Source organism: Kitasatospora sp. NPDC088548 (genome assembly GCF_044753005.1).
GTDB lineage: Bacteria > Actinomycetota > Actinomycetes > Streptomycetales > Streptomycetaceae > Kitasatospora.
Map to the genome: position 1 here is coordinate 36,638 of NZ_JBIVMI010000013.1, position 15,543 is coordinate 52,180.

Sequence of the window (15,543 nt, forward strand, 5' to 3'; positions counted from 1 at the left end):
AGCGTCCCGCCGCATGAGCTGGATGCGGTGGCGGCCCGCCATGGAAGAGGCCCTGTACGCCCCGGAGGGCGGTTTCTACCGCCGGCCGGAGGGCCCGGCCGGGCACTTCCGCACCTCGGTGCACGCCTCCCCGCTGTTCGCCCGCGCGGTGGCCCGGCTGCTGCTGGAGGTCGACGCGGCCCTCGGCCGTCCGGCGGAGCTGGCCTTCGTGGACGTCGGGGCGGGGCGCGGCGAACTGCTGACGGGGGTGCTGGCCGAGCTGCCGGACGCGGTGCGCTCCCGGCTGCGGCCGTACGGCGTGGAGATCGGGGCGCCGCGCCCGGCGGGACTGCCGTCCACAGCCCTGTGGACGACCGTGGTGCCGCGCGGTGTCACCGGCCTGCTGTTCGCCAACGAGTGGCTGGACAACGTGCCGCTGGACCTGGCCGAGGTGGGCGAGGACGGGCGGCTGCGCTATGTCGAGGTGGACACCGCGACGGGCGCGGAGCGCCCGGGCGAGCCGGTGACCGAGGCGGACGCCGCCTGGGCCGCCCGCTGGTGGCCGGGCGGCCGTCCGGGGGACGTGGTGGAGCTGGGCGGCCCCCGGGACGCCGCCTGGGCCTCGGCCGTCGGCGCCCTGGAGCGCGGGCTGGCGGTCGCGGTGGACTACGGGCACACGGCCGCCGCCCGCCCGCCGCTGACCACCCTGACCGGCTTCCGGGCCGGCCGCGAGGTGCCCCCGGTGCCGGACGGCTCCTGCGACCTCACCGCGCACGTCGCGCTGGACGCCGTGGCCGTGCCCGCCGTCCACAGCCTGTGGACGACGCAGCGGGAGGCGCTGCGGGCGCTCGGGGTGAGCGGGACCAGGCCGCCGCTCGCACTGGCCTCCTCCGACCCGGTGGCCTACCTGCGCGCGCTCGGTGGCGCGGGCGAGGGCGCGGAGCTGACCGACCCGGCCGGCCTCGGCGGTTTCGGCTGGCTGGCGCAGGCCGTCCGGATGCCGCTGCCCGAAATCCTGAAGGGGGCACAGGGGCTGGAGCGGCCGGCGGGATGGCAGACTCTGACCCCATGAGGGAGACCACGGTCGGCATCGGAGCGGGAGCCGAGAGCTTCACGGGCGAGGCCGGCAGCACCGACATGGTGCTCAACATCGGCCCGCAGCACCCCGCGACGCACGGCGTCCTGCGGCTGAAGCTGGTGCTGGACGGCGAGCGGATCGTCACCGCCGAGCCGGTGATCGGCTATATGCACCGGGGCGCGGAGAAGCTCTTCGAGGCCCGCGACTACCGGCAGATCATCATGCTGGCCAACCGGCACGACTGGCTCTCCGCCTTCGCCAACGAACTGGGCGTGGTGCTGGGCGTCGAGCGGATGCTCGGCATGGAGGTGCCCGAGCGCGCGGTGTGGATCCGCACCCTGCTCGCCGAACTGAACCGGGTGCTCAACCACCTGATGTTCCTCGGCTCCTACCCGCTGGAACTGGGCGGCATCACCCCGATCTTCCACGCCTTCACCGGCCGTGAGGACCTCCAGCACGTGCTGGAGGAGGCCTCCGGCGGGCGGATGCACTACATGTTCAACCGGGTCGGCGGCCTCAAGGAGGACCTGCCGGCCGGCTGGCTTGGCCGGGTCCGGGCGGCGGTCGCCACCGTCCGCTCCCAGCTGCCGGTCTTCGAGGAGCTGGTGCTCGGCAACGAGATCTTCCGGGTCCGCACCGCCGGCGTCGGCGTGCTCACCAGGGCACAGGCCGAGGCGTACGGGGTGAGCGGCCCGATCGCGCGGGCCAGCGGCCTCGACTTCGACCTGCGCCGGGACGAGCCCTACCTGGCGTACGGCTCCGAGGAACTGCGCCGGGTGCTGACCGTGGTCACCCGCGAGGAGGGCGACTGCCTGGCCCGCTTCGAGTGCCTGCTGGAGCAGACGGTCAACTCCCTCGACCTGGCGGACGCCTGCCTGGACAAGCTGGCCACGCTGGCGCCCGGGCCGGTCAACCTGCGGCTGCCCAAGGTGCTCAAGGCACCCGAGGGCAGCACCTACGCCTGGACGGAGAACCCGCTCGGCGTCAACGGCTACTACCTGGTCTCGCGCGGTGACAAGACGCCGTGGCGGCTCAAGCTCCGCTCGGCGTCCTTCAACAACATCCAGGCGCTGACCGAGCTGCTGCCCGGCACCCTGGTCGCCGACATGGTGGCGATCCTGGGCTCGATGTTCTTCGTCGTCGGGGACATCGACAAGTGACCGGCGGGTAGCCGTCCGCGACCCCGGCGCGCGGCGGGCCGGCCGGGTACGGCGGCCACCGCGCGCCGCGGCTACGCCTTCTTCTTCGGCTTCGCCGGGTCGGCCGGGTGCGGGGCCACCTTGCGGTCGCCCTTGGTGGCGATCCGCTGCTCGCAGAGGCCGGCCAGCACCTGGTACGCGGCCTTGCCCATCAGCTCGGTGAGCTCGGGGCGGTAGCTGACGTACACCGGGTCCGGGCCGGTGTGCGCGTCCGGGCTGCCGGTGCACCACCAGTGCAGGTCGTGGCCGCCCGGGCCCCAGCCCCGGCGGTCGTACTCGCCGATGGTGACCTGGAGGTAGCGGGTGTCGTCCGGGCGGTCGATCCAGTCGTAGGTGCGGCGCACCGGGAGCTGCCAGCAGACGTCCGGCTTGGTCTCCAGCGGCTCCTTGCCCTCCTTGAGGGCGAGGGTGTGCAGCGCGCAGCCGGCGCCGCCGGGGAAGCCCGGGCTGTTGAGGAAGAGGCAGGCGCCGTTGACCCGGCGGGTCTGCCGGTCGCCGTCCTCGTCCAGCATGGTGATGCCGCCGTCGAGCCTGATCCGGCCCCTGTCGTCGGTGCCGTGCTCGAAGTTCTCCCAGATCTCCGGCGTCAGCCGGGCCGCGTGACCGGCCACCCGCTGCTCGTCGTCCTCGTCCGAGTAGTGGGCGCCGAGCGTGCAGCAGCCGTCCGACTCGCCCCGGCCCTCGCGGATGCCCTGGCAGCCGCGGCCGAAGATGCACGTCCAGCGGGAGGTCAGCCAGGTGAGGTCGCAGCGGAAGACCTGCTCCTCGTCGTCGGGGTCGGTGAACTCGACCCAGGCGCGCGGGAAGTCGAGCGGGACCTCGGCGCGCAGGGTCGGCATGGCGAGATCGATCGCGGTCGTTCCGGCCCTGGGCTTCTTCTTGGACGTGTCTGCTGCTGCCACCCGGCAAGGGTAGAGCCTTCGCGGAGGTGCGAACCGCCCGTGGCCGGGGCATTTGCGGTGATTTCACCGGCGGTCCACCGCCCGTGGGCCCGCGGCGGGGGCCTCGGGGGGAGGTGGAGACGGGGCGAAGAGGTCACCGGCGTCCTGCGGCCGGGGCGGGATCCGGCTCCAGGACTTCAGCTCTAGGATGGGCGGCCGGTCCGCGACGGGAGGTACGGGGATGGCCGGCGGCAGCGGCAAGTTCGTCATCAAGCCCTGGGAACTGCACGGCGAGGGGCGGGAGTTCGAGAAGATCTCGGCGGACCTCGGGAAGGCCGCGGCCGCCCTGGAACAGGGCCTCGCCGCGCTCGGCAGCCCCTGGGGACCGGACCGGCCGGGCAGCGGCTTCGCCACCGTCTACCGCGAGGCGCACGGCGAACTGCTCGGCGGCCTGCGCGGGTTGGCCGGGCGGCTCGGCCAGGTCGGGGCCGGGCTGCACACCATGGCCGAGCGGACCACGGACGCCGACACCTCGGCCGCGGCGGGCTTCGGCGCGACGGCCGGCACCGGGCCGGACGGCAGGCCGACGGCGGCCCCGGCACCTTCGACGGCCCCGGTGACGTCCGCAACCCCGGCGGCCGTGGGGACCGTCCCCGAGGACAGGCCGGCCTGACACCGGCCCTCCCCGCCCGCCCGCCCGTGCCGCCGCCCGGCGGTGATCCGCCTCCCGAAAGGGGAACGCGCGTGTCCCGGAAGCTGCCCGAGGAGCTCGCACCGTTGCTGGCCAGGACCGGCCACCGGTGGCCGCAGGCCGACGAGGACGGGCTGCGCAAGGCGGCCGGGCTCTGGCGCGAACTCGGCGCCGAGGCGGAGCGCCTCGGCAGGCGCGGCGGCGACTCCGCCAGGCGCGTCACCGGGGAGAACTCCGGCCGGGCGGTGGAGGCCTTCGGCGAGTACTGGCGGGCGTTCAGCGGCGGTGGCAAGGGCCACCTGGACGACGCCCACTCCGCCGCCGGGCTGGTGGCCGGCGCCTTCGACCGGGCCGCCCGGGCCGTGGACGGCTGCAAGGCCGATGTCGTCGCGGCCCTCACCGAGCTGGCCGCCGAGCTGAAGCAGGCCGAGGAACAGGCGGCCAGGGCCAGGGCGGCCGCCGTCAAGGCCGCCGAGGCCGCCGAGTCCGCCCGGAACGGGAGCGGCGCCGCTCCCGGCGGGGTCTTCGGCGGGCTGGCGGCCGGGGTGCGGAACACGGCCACCGGGCAGGTCGCCGAGGCGATGGCGGCGGTCGCCGTCGAGGCCGCCCGGCTGAGGATCGGCGGGCTGCTGGACGAACTCGGCCGGGCCATGAAGGACGGGCTGGCCACGGCGCTCAAGGAGCCCGCGGTGGTCGCCCTGCTGCGCCTCGGGCCCAGCACGCCCGGCGCGGCCGGGGTGCGGACGGCCTCCTGCGCCACCGGCCCCGGCGGGGCCTTCGACCCGCTGGCCGCCGGGCTGCCGGCCGCGCTCGCCGAGCCGGGCGTGCTGGGCGCGGGCGGTGCGGGCCTGGCGGTGGTGATCGGCGCGGACGGAAAGCCGGTGGCCGGTGCGGACGGGCAGCCGGTGGTCGGGGTGCCCGGTCTGAGCGTCAGGCTCGACGAGGCCGGCCGGCCTGTGCTGGACGAGGCGGGCAACCCGGTCATCGTCCGGGCGGACGGCACACCGGTGGCGGACGCGAGCGGGCTGCTCGTCGTCCAGGGCCCGGACGGCAGGCCGGTGGTCGGGGTCGAGGACCTGACCGTGCGGCTGGACGAGCACGGGCGGCCGCTGCTCGGCAGGGACGGCCGGCCGGTGCTGACCGACAAGGACGGCACGGAGGTCCTCGGTGTGCCGCTGACCGGCCTCGCGGCGGGCGACGCCGGGCCGGGCCGGGCCCACCGCGCGGGTGTCGGGCCGGACGGTGTCCTCGGCGGCTCCCCGGACGGCACACCGCCGGGGGAGCCCGGTCCGGTGGTGCCGGGCGCCGGGCCGGACGCCGTGGTGCGGGCGGCCGGCCAGGAGTCCGGCTCCGGCGGGTCCGTCGGCCTGGCGGGTGACCCCGGCGTTGCGGCGGGCGGTTCCGGTGACGGCCGACAGGTGCGGACCGGGCCGGTGGGCGCTGCCGACCGGGCCCCCGCCCAGGCCGAGAGCCCGGTCCGGGCCCCGGCGGCCCCGGCACACCAGAGTGGCGGCGGCTCGGACGGCGGCGACTACACCCTGGCGCCCGCGTCCTCGCACTCCGGCGGTGGTGGAGGAGGAGCTGGTGGCGGCGGAGTGCCGGTCACCGTGCGGACGGACTCGGTGCTCGCGCCGCCCGCGTCCGCGGCGCCGCCCTCCTGGTCCGCGCCGTACCACCCCGGTCCGGACGCGGCCACCGGCGGCTCGGGCGGCGGCTCCTACCCGGGTGCGTACGGGGGTTCGTACGGGGGCGGCTACGGCGGGCCGGTGGGCGCGGGAGCGGTCGGCCCCGGCCCGCTCGCGAGCAGTGCGGGCAGCGTGGGCGGCGCGGGCGGCGCGGGCGGTTACGGCGGAGGCCCCGGTGCGGCCGGGCACGGCCCGGCGCCGTTCGGCAGCGGAATCGGCGCGGGCGCCCCGGCCGGGGCCGGTGCCCTCCACCCCGGACCGGCGGGCCCGGCCATCACGGTCGCGCTCCCCGGCGCGGGCGCCCCGGTGCCCGGGCAGCCCGGATCAGGCCCGGCCGCCCCCGGACAGCCCGCGCCCACCGAACCGCGTCCGGGCGCCGTCGGAGCGGGCCCGGGCGGACCTCGCGCGGCCACCGGTGCCCCGCACCCGGTCACCACCCCCGGCCCGCTGCCCGTCCCCCCGCCGCCGGTCGCCCCACCGCTGCCCGTCCCGCCGCCGGCCGGGCCGGGCGGCGGACGCCCCGAGCCCCACCCGGGCGACACCCGCCGCCGTCCGGACGGATCACCGGCCGAGGGCCAGCCGGGGACCGGCTGGGGAGCCGTCCCGGTCGCCACCGCCCACGCGATGGCCCTCCAGCTCGCCCTGCGCGCCCCGCGCACCGGCACCGCCCCCGGCGGTCCGGTGGTCCGCCTGCGGACCATCGCCGACAGCCGCCCGTACGGCCGGCCCGGCGGGCTCGCCCAGGTCGACCCCGAGCACCAGCGCGAGGTCGAACGCCGCGCGCCCCGGGACGGCGACGGCCTGCCCGTCCGTCACCCGGCCCCGGCGGCCGGCGGCTGGGCCGAGGCCGTCAACGACGGCGGCCCCCGCGAACCGGGCCGGGCCAACAACAGCCTGGAGATCGCGCTCTCGGCCGTGGACACCTTCACCGGCCGGCCGACCTGCGCCGCACCGCGCGTCCCCACCGAGGGCGACGCGGGCGAGCGCGGCGGACGCGACCGCGCGGAGCGCGAACTCGGCGCGCCGTTCCGGGACCTCGGCGACGGCGGCCCGGCCTTCGGCCGGCTGGCCGGCGAACTGCGCCGGGCCGGCCACGGCTCCCAGGCGCTCCTGCTCACCCTGGACGGCTTCGGCCGCCCGCACGCCTGGAACGCCGTCAACCACCGGGACACCGTGACCTATCTCGACCACCAGGTCGGCCGCCAGGGCCCGGCCCCGCTGCACGACGGCCGCCACGGCCTCTGGGCGATCGCCCTCGACCCCGAGGGTCGCCCGCTCGATCTCGCCGTCCGCCGGTTCGAGGCCGTCGAGGCCGTCGAAGCTGCCGAGGCCGTCGAAGCCGCGCCCGCGCCGGGTGCGGCCTCGACGACCGTGCCGTCCGTCCCTTCCGGTTCCGGCCGGGCCGCCGCAAGGAGCACCACCCCGTGACCACTCGCGCGCAGGCGATCGAGGCCGCCCACCGCTGGATCAACGGCGAACTGCCCGGGGCCTCGGCCGGGAGCCGCCCGGTGCGCTCGCACGAGTTCGACCTCGGCTGGGTGCTCTGGGCCGAGCCCCCGCCGGTCCGGGTCGACCCGAGGACGGGCGAGCGGCGGGCCCCCGAGGAGATCGGCGCGGCCTGCGCCGTGGTGGACCGGGAGACCGGGCGGTTCACCGTCTGGCCGTCCGTGCCGGTGGACGAGGTGGTCGCGCTGTACCGGGACTTCCTCGGCGCGGGCGGATACGCCCCGGCCCTGCCACCGGCCACCGGCCGGGGCGCCCGGGCCGAACTCACCTACCGGGACGGCTTCGGCGAGGTCCGCACCATGGCGCTGCGCTCGGCGCCCGGGCTGCCGCATCCGGCGCTGCGCGGCTGGTGGCGGCTACGCGAACAGGGCGTCCGGGCCGAGGACGTGCTGGCCGTCCACACCGACCTGCGGCTGGGCGCGCTGCCCGGCGGCTACTGGGCGCACGCGCTGGCCGCCGAGCTGCCCGGGGCCCGGGTGGGCTTCGACCTGCCGTACGGGCCGCGCTTCGACCACCGGGCGGCGGCCGTCCGGGCGCTGCCGGCCGTGCCCGGCGAACCGGCCCCCAACCGGGTGCCGTTCCCGCGCACCGCGCCGTCGGCCGCCGTCGAGCGGGCCGCCGCCGAGCCGGCCGGTGCCCTGGCGGCCCGGCTGGTGCGGCGGTTCGGGGCGGGCGGCGTCCAGCGCTTCGGCCCGGACGACGTCGCCCGGGCCGATCTGCCGGAGGACTGCGCCGGACTGCTGCTCACGGTCGGCGTGCCGGTGGCCGTCGAGGGCTTCTTCGCGCTGCACCACCCCCGGCCCGAGGCCATCGCGGACGGCACCCGGCCCGGCCCGGTGCTGCCGCCGCTCGCCGCCCACCTGGCGGACGCCGGACGCGGCACCAGGATCGCCGATCGGGAGCGCCGGGCGCTGGCCCCGCAGCTGCTGCTCGGCACCGACGGCTGGGCGCTGATCACCGTGGACACCGCCCGCGGCGCCGTCCGGGCGGTCGACCCCGACTACGCCACCGCCCGGCACTGCAACGACGGCCCGGCGGCCTTCGTCCGCTGCCTGGAGCTGTTCGCCGGGCGGCTCCCCGGTCTGCGCGGCCCGGACCGACGTGCCGCCGGGACCGCCGTCGCCGACCTCCAGCGGGGCCTGGCGGCGATCGACCCGACGGTCTTCGACGATCCGGAGAACTGGTGGGCCGTCATCGTCGAGCAGCTCTGGGACGGCCTGTTGTGAGCCCCGCCGCCGGACCGTCGGCGCCCGCACCGGCGCCCGCGTCGGCCCGTCGCGCGCGGTGACCGGCCGGGGTCCGTACCGACCCACCCGGACCAGCGCGAATACCGCCGCGGCCGGGTGGGCGCGGCACCGTATCGCGTAGCGTGGAGAGTTATGCGACTCGGTGTTCTCGACGTAGGTTCCAACACGGTCCACTTCCTCGTGGTGGACGCCCATCCCGGTGCCGCCCCGCTGGCCGCGTACTCCCACAAGGCCGAGCTGCGGCTCGCCGAACTCCTCGACGAGCAGGGGGCGATAAGCGAGGCCGGGGTGGAGCGGCTGGTCGGCATGGTCGCCTCGTCCATCCGGGTCGCCGAGGACAAGGGCGTCGTCGACATCCTGCCCTTCGCCACCTCCGCCGTCCGCGAGGCGGCCAACGGCGAGGAGGTGCTGCGCCGGGTCGCCGAGGAGACCGGCGTCGAACTGCGGGTGCTCTCCGGACAGGACGAGGCGCGGCTCACCTTCCTCGCCGTCCGCCGCTGGTTCGGCTGGTCCTCCGGCCGGCTGCTCAACCTCGACATCGGCGGCGGCTCGCTGGAGATCGCCTGCGGTCAGGACGAGCAGCCCGACATCGCCTGCTCGCTGCCGCTCGGCGCCGGCCGGCTCACCGCCCGCTGGCTGCCCGGCGACGTCGCCGACCCGGACGGCCTGCGCGAGCTCAGACGCCACATCCGGGCCGAGATCGCCAGCGTGGTCGGCGAGATCTCCCGGCTCGGCGCCCCCCACCACGCCGTCGCCACCTCCAAGACCTTCAAGCAGCTCGCCCGGATGAGCGGCGCCGCCCCCGCCGAGGCCGGCCCGTACACCGACCGCCGGCTCACCCGCAGCGGCCTGGCCGCCTGGGTGCCCCGGCTCTCCGCGATGACCGTCGCCGAGCGGGCGCAGATCCCCGGCGTCTCCGAGGGCCGGGCCAAGCAGCTGCTGGCCGGCGCCCTGGTCGCCGACGCCGCGATGGACCTCTTCGGCCTGGACGAGCTCGACATCTGTCCGTGGGCGCTGCGCGAGGGCATCATCCTGCGCCGCCTGGACGCCATGGACAGCCCGACCGACCGGCACCCCGCCCTCGCCGGCTGAGGCCTTCGGCCCGCACCGGCGGGGGGACCTGGCTCCGTTCCGGGCGCGGTCCGCTTACGCTGTCTCCCGTGGCGCAACCAGCGGACGAGGACGGGACGCAGGGGGGCCGCGCTGCCGGAACCGGGCAGCCGCGGCCGGACGGCCCGCGCCGCACCCGCCCGGACGAGGGCGGCGCCGAACCCGGGACCACCGGCCGTGCCCGCAAGCTCGGCAAGGCCGTGAAGGGCGTCAAGACGGCCAAGGATGCCAAGGCCGCCAAGGCGGCCGGGGCGTCGAAGACCGCCAAGACCGCCAAGACCGTGCAGGCGGTGAAGACGGCGGCGAAGAAAGCCGTCCAGAAGACCCCCGGCGCCGAACGCGGCCCGGAACGCGGCCGCGGCACCGGACGGGCCACCGCCCGCGCCGCCAAGAGCCCCCGCGACACCCGGACGGCCCGGGCCGCCGGCGCCGCCAAGGCCGCCGTGCAGTCGGTGAAGTCCGTCAAGGCCGCCCGGCAGGCCGCGGCCCGCCCCGCCCCGCTGCTGCGCACCACCGACCGCCTGGTGCTGCCCCCGCACCCCGCCCTGCACATCCCCGACACCAGGATCGCCCTCTCCACCGCCTCGGTGTACCCGGCCGGCACCGCCATCGCCTTCGAGCTGGCCGCGAAGCTGGGCTACGACGGTGTCGAGGTGATGGTCTGGAACGACCCGGTCAGCCAGGACATCGAGGCGCTGCGCCGGCTCTCCGACGCCCACCGGATGCCGATCCTGGCCGTCCACGCGCCCTGTCTGCTGATCACCCAGCGGGTCTGGACCACCGACCCGTGGACCAAGCTGGTCCGGGCCCGGGCGGCGGCCGAGAAGCTCGGCGCCGACGCCGTCGTCGTCCACCCGCCGTTCCGCTGGCAGCGCCAGTACGCCCGCGAGTTCGTCGAGGGCATCGACCGGATGGCGGGCGAGACCGACGTCCGCTTCGCCGTCGAGAACATGTACCCCTGGCGCTACCGCGACCGCGAGATGCTGGCCTACGCCCCCGGCTGGGACGTCACCGAGGAGGAGTACCGGCACTTCACCATCGACCTCTCGCACGCCGCCACCTCCCGGATCGACGCCCTCACCATGGTCGAGCGGATGGGTGACCGCCTCGCCCACATCCACCTCGCCGACGGCAGCGGCTCCGGCAAGGACGAGCACCTGATCCCCGGCCGCGGCAAGCAGCCCTGCGCCGAACTGCTGGAACACCTGGCCAGGACCGGCTTCGACGGCCATGTGGTGCTGGAGGTCAACACCCGGCGCTCCGCCTCCCCCGCCGAACGCGAGGCCGACCTCGCCGAGGCGCTCGCCTTCACCCGCTTGCACCTCGCGACCCCCTCCCGCGTACGCTGACCGAACGAACCAGGTTTCCCTGGAGGGGATATGACGGGCGAACAGGACTATCGGGGCCTCGCCAAGTCCTTCGACTCGGTCGCCGCCGAGTACGACCGCGCCCGGCCCTCCTACCCCGACGAGCTCTTCGACGAACTGGAGCGCCTGGCCGGCCGCAGCCTCAAGGGTGCCCGGGTGCTGGACGTCGGCGCCGGTACCGGCATCTCCACCCGCCTGCTGGCCGCCCGCGGTGCCGATGTCGTGGCCGTCGAGCCCAGCCCGGGCATGGCCGCCCGACTGCACGCGGTCTCCCCGGAGATCCCCCTGGTCAAGGGCACCGGTGACGAGCTGCCCTTCCACGACCGCTCCGCCGACCTGATCACCTACGCCCAGGCCTTTCACTGGACGGTCGCCGAGCGCTCCGTCCCCGAGGCGATCCGGGTGCTGCGCCCCGGCGGCGCCCTCGCCACTTGGTGGAATGTCAGGGACGGCGGCGTCGGCTGGGTGCGGGCGATGGGCGAGCGGCTCTCCGTCGCGCTGCCCGGGCCCTACCGCTGGTACGGCCGGCTCAACGAGGTCACCGATCAGCTGCTCCCCTTCGGCCTGCGGACCCGCACCGCCGTGCTGCGCTGGGAGCGCCGGATCACCGTCGAGGGCGTCATCACCGACCTCACCTCGCATTCCTACATCGCCGCCCTCGCCCCCGAGGAGCGCGAGCCGCTGCTGGCCGTCGAACGCGAGGCGCTGCTCGCCGAATTCCCCGACGGCTGGGTGACCGAGTCGTACCTGCTGGACCTCACGGTGGCGATCACCCCGGGCGGCGACGCCTGACCGCATCGCGGACGCGCCGTCCACCGCCCGGACGGCGGGCGTAGGCTCGATAGCCACAGCGGCGCCGCACCCTCCTACCCGCGGGGCCGCCAGCAGCCCCGAAGGAGTGGAGCACAGTGCCCGAGCTGAGGTCCCGTACGGTCACCCACGGTCGCAACATGGCAGGCGCCCGGGCGCTTCTCCGGGCCGCCGGCGTAGCCCGCGAGGACTTCGGCAAGCCGATCATCGCGGTCGCCAACTCCTTCACCGAGTTCGTCCCCGGCCACACCCACCTCCAGCCGGTGGGCCGGATCGTCTCCGAGGCGATCAAGCAGGCGGGCGGCATCCCGCGCGAGTTCAACACCATCGCCGTCGACGACGGCATCGCGATGGGCCACAGCGGCATGCTCTACTCGCTGCCCTCGCGCGACCTGATCGCCGACTCGGTCGAGTACATGGTCAACGCCCACTGTGCCGACGCGCTGATCTGCATCTCCAACTGCGACAAGATCACCCCCGGCATGCTGATGGCCGCGCTGCGCCTCAACATCCCGACCGTCTTCGTCTCCGGCGGCCCGATGGAGGCCGGCAAGGCCACCCTGGTCGACGGCACCGTGCGCAAGCTCGACCTGGTCGACGCGATCGCCCAGGCGGTCAACGAGAACGTCTCCGACGAGGACATCGCGATCATCGAGGAGAACGCCTGCCCCACCTGCGGCTCGTGCTCCGGCATGTTCACCGCCAACTCGATGAACTGCCTCACCGAGGCGATCGGCCTCTCGCTGCCCGGCAACGGCTCGCTCCTCGCCACCCACACCGCCCGCAGGGCCCTCTACGAGAACGCCGGCCGGACGGTCGTCGAGATCACCAACCGGCACTACCAGCAGGACGACCACTCCGTCCTGCCGCGCTCCGTCGCCTCCCGCGCCGCGTTCGAGAACGCCATGGCGCTGGACATCGCGATGGGCGGCTCGACCAACACCATCCTGCACCTGCTCGCCGCCGCCCAGGAGGCCGAGCTGGACTTCGACATGCGGGCCATCGACGCGATCTCCCGCAAGGTGCCCTGCCTCTCCAAGGTCGCGCCCAACGGCTCGTACTACATGGAGGACGTCCACCGGGCCGGCGGCATCCCCGCCCTGCTCGGCGAGCTGTACCGCGGCGGACTGCTCAACGAGGACGTGCACACCGTCCACTCCGGCTCGCTCGACGAGTGGCTCAAGACCTGGGACATCCGCGGCGGCTCCCCGTCCGCCGAGGCCGTCGAACTCTGGTACGCGGCCCCCGGCTGCGTCCGCTCCGCCGAGGCCTTCTCCCAGTCCGAGCGCTGGGACTCGCTGGACACCGACGCCGCCAGGGGCTGCATCCGCGGCGTCGAGCACGCCTACTCCGTCGAGGGCGGCCTCGCCGTGCTGTACGGCAACCTCGCCGAGGACGGCTGCATCGTGAAGACCGCCGGCGTCGACGAGTCGATCTGGACGTTCAGCGGCCCGGCCGTCGTGGTGGAGTCCCAGGAGGACGCCGTCGAGGCGATCCTCGCCAAGCGGGTCAAGGAGGGCGACGTCGTCGTCATCCGCTACGAGGGCCCCAAGGGCGGCCCGGGCATGCAGGAGATGCTCTACCCGACGTCCTTCCTGAAGGGCCGCGGCCTCGGCAAGGCCTGCGCCCTGGTCACCGACGGCCGTTTCTCCGGCGGCACCTCGGGCCTCTCGATCGGCCACGCCTCCCCGGAGGCCGCGTCCGGCGGCGCGATCGCGCTGGTCGAGGACGGCGACCTCATCGCCATCGACATCCCCGGCCGGAAGATCTCCCTGGAGGTCTCCTTCGAGGAACTGCACGAGCGCCGGCTGAAGCTGGAGGCCGAGGGCGGCTACCGGCCGAAGAACCGCGACCGCCAGGTCAGCCAGGCCCTGCGCGCCTACGCCGCGATGGCCACCTCCGCCGACAAGGGCGCCGTCCGCGACGTGACCAGGCTCGGCTGAGCCCGCAGCACGGAGGAGGGGTCGTCCCGCCAGGCGGGACGACCCCTCCGCGTTCCCGCGACACCGGGTGATAATCGGACCTGTGACCCAGGACCCCGCCCCCGCCCCCAAGCCCGCCGGCGCCCCCGAGCCGGAACCGATCCGCTGGTTCGGCACCAGCTGGGTCGACCGGGGCGCCGACTACCGGCTGCGCCGGGTCGTCGTGCCGATCGGCGCCCTGCTGGCCGCGCTGGCCGGAGCCTTCGTGCTGCGCTTCGGCGTCGAGGGCGTCCGGCTCTCCTCCGGTGGCGGCTTCGTGAACGGGCTGCTGGTCGCGGCCATCGCGGTCTGCTCGCTGATGGCCGGTCTGCGCACCTGGAAGCTGCTCAGCGAGGGCAGGGACCAGCTGAGCGGCTGGATGGCCGAGGACAAGTCGCTCGGCGTGGTCTGGCTCATCGGCGGGGTCGGCGCGCTCCTCGCCTACTTCGTCCGCAGCCTCATCGAGGCCCCCGGCGAGGCCGTCCGGCGGGCCGGGTACGAGCGGGCCGTCGCCCAGTACGAGCGCCGGCAGGCGACCCGCGGCGGCCGGCCCGACACCAAGGCGCCGGGCCGGGGCAAGCGCAGGCGCTGAGCGCGGCCGGACCGGTCAGCTGCGGCTGACCGAGCCGCACTCCCGCTCGCCGTCGATGTCCTTGCTGCGGTCGTACGGGTCCAGGCTCGGCCCGGTCCGCTCCGGGTCCGGCTGGGCGAACTGGTCGAACTGCGGGTGGTAGTAGCCGTCGTGGACGTTGCAGGCGCTGTTGCCGGACTCGGAGTCGTACCGCCGCAGGTTGATCTTCTTCGGGTTGGACTGGTACCTGGCCGGGTCGTAGAAGCGGAAGTCCGTGATCCGCCGCACGATGGTCCTGGCGGTCCAGGTGTCGCCGGGGACATCGCCGTTCACGCTGGTCAGCGCCACCGGCTTGGCCACTCCGGGGCCGCTCGGCAGGCCGGGCGCGGGCTCGCCCGTCGTGGACGGCCTGGTGGACGGCTTCCCGGGGAGGGCCTGCTTGGCCGCCTCGGGCCCGGGGCGGATCGCGTAGACGAAGGTGTAGTCGGTGTGCACCAGCACGCCCTTCTCGCCGTCGCTCTCGAACGTCGTCCGGCCCTGCACCTTGACCACGTCGGTCACGGGGATCGCCTCGGCCGGGTTGAAGCGGCTGAAGTAGGAGATGGCGTTCCGCTCCTCGGACGGCTTGGCGAGCGCCGCCTCGGCGCTGTCCCGGTCGCCGCGGTCCAGCAGGGCCAGTGCCGCCTCGGGGCGGCCGCCCGCGGTCACCTTCGGGTCCAGGTTGGCGGCCGTCAGGTAGTCCTTGACCAGCTGGAGCTGGCCGGCCACCTCCTCGGCGCCGAAGACCCCGGTGGCCTGCGCCGCGGGCAGCACGAAGGCCTCCGCCCCGCTCGGCCAGCCTTCGGCCGGGGAGCCGGCCCACGGGTGGTCGACGGTCGGCTGCTGCTCGGCCGCCGACGGCGGGGCGGCGGTCGGCCGGGCGGTCTCCGGGGCGACGGTGGGCGCCGGCGCGACGGCGGACGGGCCGGGGGTGCCGGCGTCGCCGTAGTGCTCGGAGTACCAGCTCCGCAGCCCGTCGATGTTGAGCGCGGCGAGCAGCACCGCGATGGTCAGCACCACGTACAGCGGCGCTCGCCACTCCAGGCGGCGGCGCGGGCCCGGGTTGCCGAAGGCGTCGGGCCGCCGGGGCCCGCGGCCGAACCGCTTGCCCTTCGAGGGGCCGTCGTTCACCGAGCGGCGGCCGCCCGGGTCGACCGGCGGGGTGTGGCGCCAGCGGGCGGCGAGCATCCGGGTCCGGCCGGACTGCTCCTTCACGGTGGCGCCCTTGACGAACTCCTCGTCGAGAACGAGGTCCGCGAACGGGTCCTTCCCGCCCGCCTCGGACGGGTCGGACCCGCCCGGCTCCCGGCCCTCGGACGGGCGCGGTTCTGGATCTTCGGCTATCGGCATCGCGCCAGTATGCCGACGGGGTGTGACGATTCGCTGATCGGGGGCACACCAGGTGGTGAACGCGTGCGC

At 75.7% G+C, this 15,543-nt stretch carries 12 protein-coding genes; 10 read left to right on the forward strand and 2 right to left on the reverse strand.

The genetic code is table 11. The features are described 5' to 3' along the window. Window positions 1–13: 13 nt before the first annotated feature. Together ACIP82_RS18260 and ACIP82_RS18265 are read left to right on the forward strand one after the other, a co-directional pair. A complete protein-coding gene (locus ACIP82_RS18260; RefSeq protein ID WP_400654329.1) occupies window positions 14–1,051 on the forward strand; it encodes an SAM-dependent methyltransferase in 1,038 nt (345 codons plus the stop codon). After that, a complete protein-coding gene (locus ACIP82_RS18265; protein ID WP_363606014.1) occupies window positions 1,048–2,217 on the forward strand; it encodes an NADH-quinone oxidoreductase subunit D in 1,170 nt (389 codons plus the stop codon). The genes ACIP82_RS18260 and ACIP82_RS18265 overlap by 4 nt, the downstream gene beginning before the upstream one ends. 71 nt (window positions 2,218–2,288) lie before the next feature. On the opposite strand, the gene ACIP82_RS18270 is transcribed toward ACIP82_RS18265, so the two are convergent. Further along, window positions 2,289–3,095 (reverse strand): hypothetical protein, encoded by an 807-nt coding sequence (locus tag ACIP82_RS18270; protein ID WP_363606065.1) that lies wholly within the window; start codon window positions 3,093–3,095, stop codon window positions 2,289–2,291. 283 nt (window positions 3,096–3,378) lie between these two features. On the opposite strand from ACIP82_RS18270, the gene ACIP82_RS18275 reads away from it, so the two are divergent. The 8 genes from ACIP82_RS18275 (at window position 3,379) to ACIP82_RS18310 (ending at window position 14,106) form a co-directional block, all read left to right on the forward strand. After that, complete coding sequence (locus ACIP82_RS18275; RefSeq protein WP_363606013.1) at window positions 3,379–3,810, forward strand: hypothetical protein; 432 nt, start codon at window positions 3,379–3,381, stop codon at window positions 3,808–3,810. A gap of 71 nt (window positions 3,811–3,881) precedes the next feature. Then, window positions 3,882–6,941 (forward strand): toxin glutamine deamidase domain-containing protein, encoded by a 3,060-nt coding sequence (locus ACIP82_RS18280; protein ID WP_400654332.1) that lies wholly within the window; start codon window positions 3,882–3,884, stop codon window positions 6,939–6,941. Beyond that, window positions 6,938–8,245, forward strand: a complete 1,308-nt coding sequence (locus tag ACIP82_RS18285; RefSeq protein WP_400654334.1) for an SUKH-4 family immunity protein — start codon at window positions 6,938–6,940, stop codon at window positions 8,243–8,245. The genes ACIP82_RS18280 and ACIP82_RS18285 overlap by 4 nt, the downstream gene beginning before the upstream one ends. Before the next feature lie 153 nt (window positions 8,246–8,398). After that, the gene (locus tag ACIP82_RS18290) at window positions 8,399–9,358 is read left to right on the forward strand and encodes a Ppx/GppA phosphatase family protein (protein WP_363606009.1); all 960 of its coding nucleotides are present in this window, start codon (window positions 8,399–8,401) and stop codon (window positions 9,356–9,358) included. Window positions 9,359–9,921: 563 nt separating this feature from the next. Next, the gene (locus ACIP82_RS18295; RefSeq protein WP_363606063.1) at window positions 9,922–10,725 is read left to right on the forward strand and encodes a sugar phosphate isomerase/epimerase; all 804 of its coding nucleotides are present in this window, start codon (window positions 9,922–9,924) and stop codon (window positions 10,723–10,725) included. Between the two features lie 30 nt (window positions 10,726–10,755). Then, window positions 10,756–11,535, forward strand: a complete 780-nt coding sequence (locus tag ACIP82_RS18300; RefSeq protein ID WP_400654336.1) for a class I SAM-dependent methyltransferase — start codon at window positions 10,756–10,758, stop codon at window positions 11,533–11,535. A gap of 116 nt (window positions 11,536–11,651) precedes the next feature. After that, window positions 11,652–13,496, forward strand: coding sequence for a dihydroxy-acid dehydratase (gene ilvD / locus ACIP82_RS18305; protein WP_363606007.1), 1,845 nt, complete (start codon window positions 11,652–11,654; stop codon window positions 13,494–13,496). Between the two features lie 82 nt (window positions 13,497–13,578). Next, on the forward strand, window positions 13,579–14,106 hold the full coding sequence (locus tag ACIP82_RS18310) for a hypothetical protein (RefSeq protein ID WP_400654339.1): 528 nt from the start codon (window positions 13,579–13,581) through the stop codon (window positions 14,104–14,106). Window positions 14,107–14,121: 15 nt separating this feature from the next. On the opposite strand, the gene ACIP82_RS18315 is transcribed toward ACIP82_RS18310, so the two are convergent. Beyond that, window positions 14,122–15,474, reverse strand: coding sequence for a hypothetical protein (locus ACIP82_RS18315; RefSeq protein ID WP_400654341.1), 1,353 nt, complete (start codon window positions 15,472–15,474; stop codon window positions 14,122–14,124). Window positions 15,475–15,543 lie beyond the last annotated feature (69 nt).

What these genes read in the sequence shown, in the direction of transcription:
- ACIP82_RS18260 (WP_400654329.1), top strand. Translation starts at nt 14, where the DNA reads ATGAGCTGGATGCGGTGGCGGCCCGCCATGGAAGAGGCCCTGTACGCC.
- ACIP82_RS18265 (WP_363606014.1), top strand. Translation starts at nt 1,048, where the DNA reads ATGAGGGAGACCACGGTCGGCATCGGAGCGGGAGCCGAGAGCTTCACG.
- ACIP82_RS18270 (WP_363606065.1), bottom strand. Translation starts at nt 3,095, where the DNA reads ATGCCGACCCTGCGCGCCGAGGTCCCGCTCGACTTCCCGCGCGCCTGG.
- ACIP82_RS18275 (WP_363606013.1), top strand. Translation starts at nt 3,379, where the DNA reads ATGGCCGGCGGCAGCGGCAAGTTCGTCATCAAGCCCTGGGAACTGCAC.
- ACIP82_RS18290 (WP_363606009.1), top strand. Translation starts at nt 8,399, where the DNA reads ATGCGACTCGGTGTTCTCGACGTAGGTTCCAACACGGTCCACTTCCTC.
- ACIP82_RS18300 (WP_400654336.1), top strand. Translation starts at nt 10,756, where the DNA reads ATGACGGGCGAACAGGACTATCGGGGCCTCGCCAAGTCCTTCGACTCG.
- ACIP82_RS18315 (WP_400654341.1), bottom strand. Translation starts at nt 15,474, where the DNA reads ATGCCGATAGCCGAAGATCCAGAACCGCGCCCGTCCGAGGGCCGGGAG.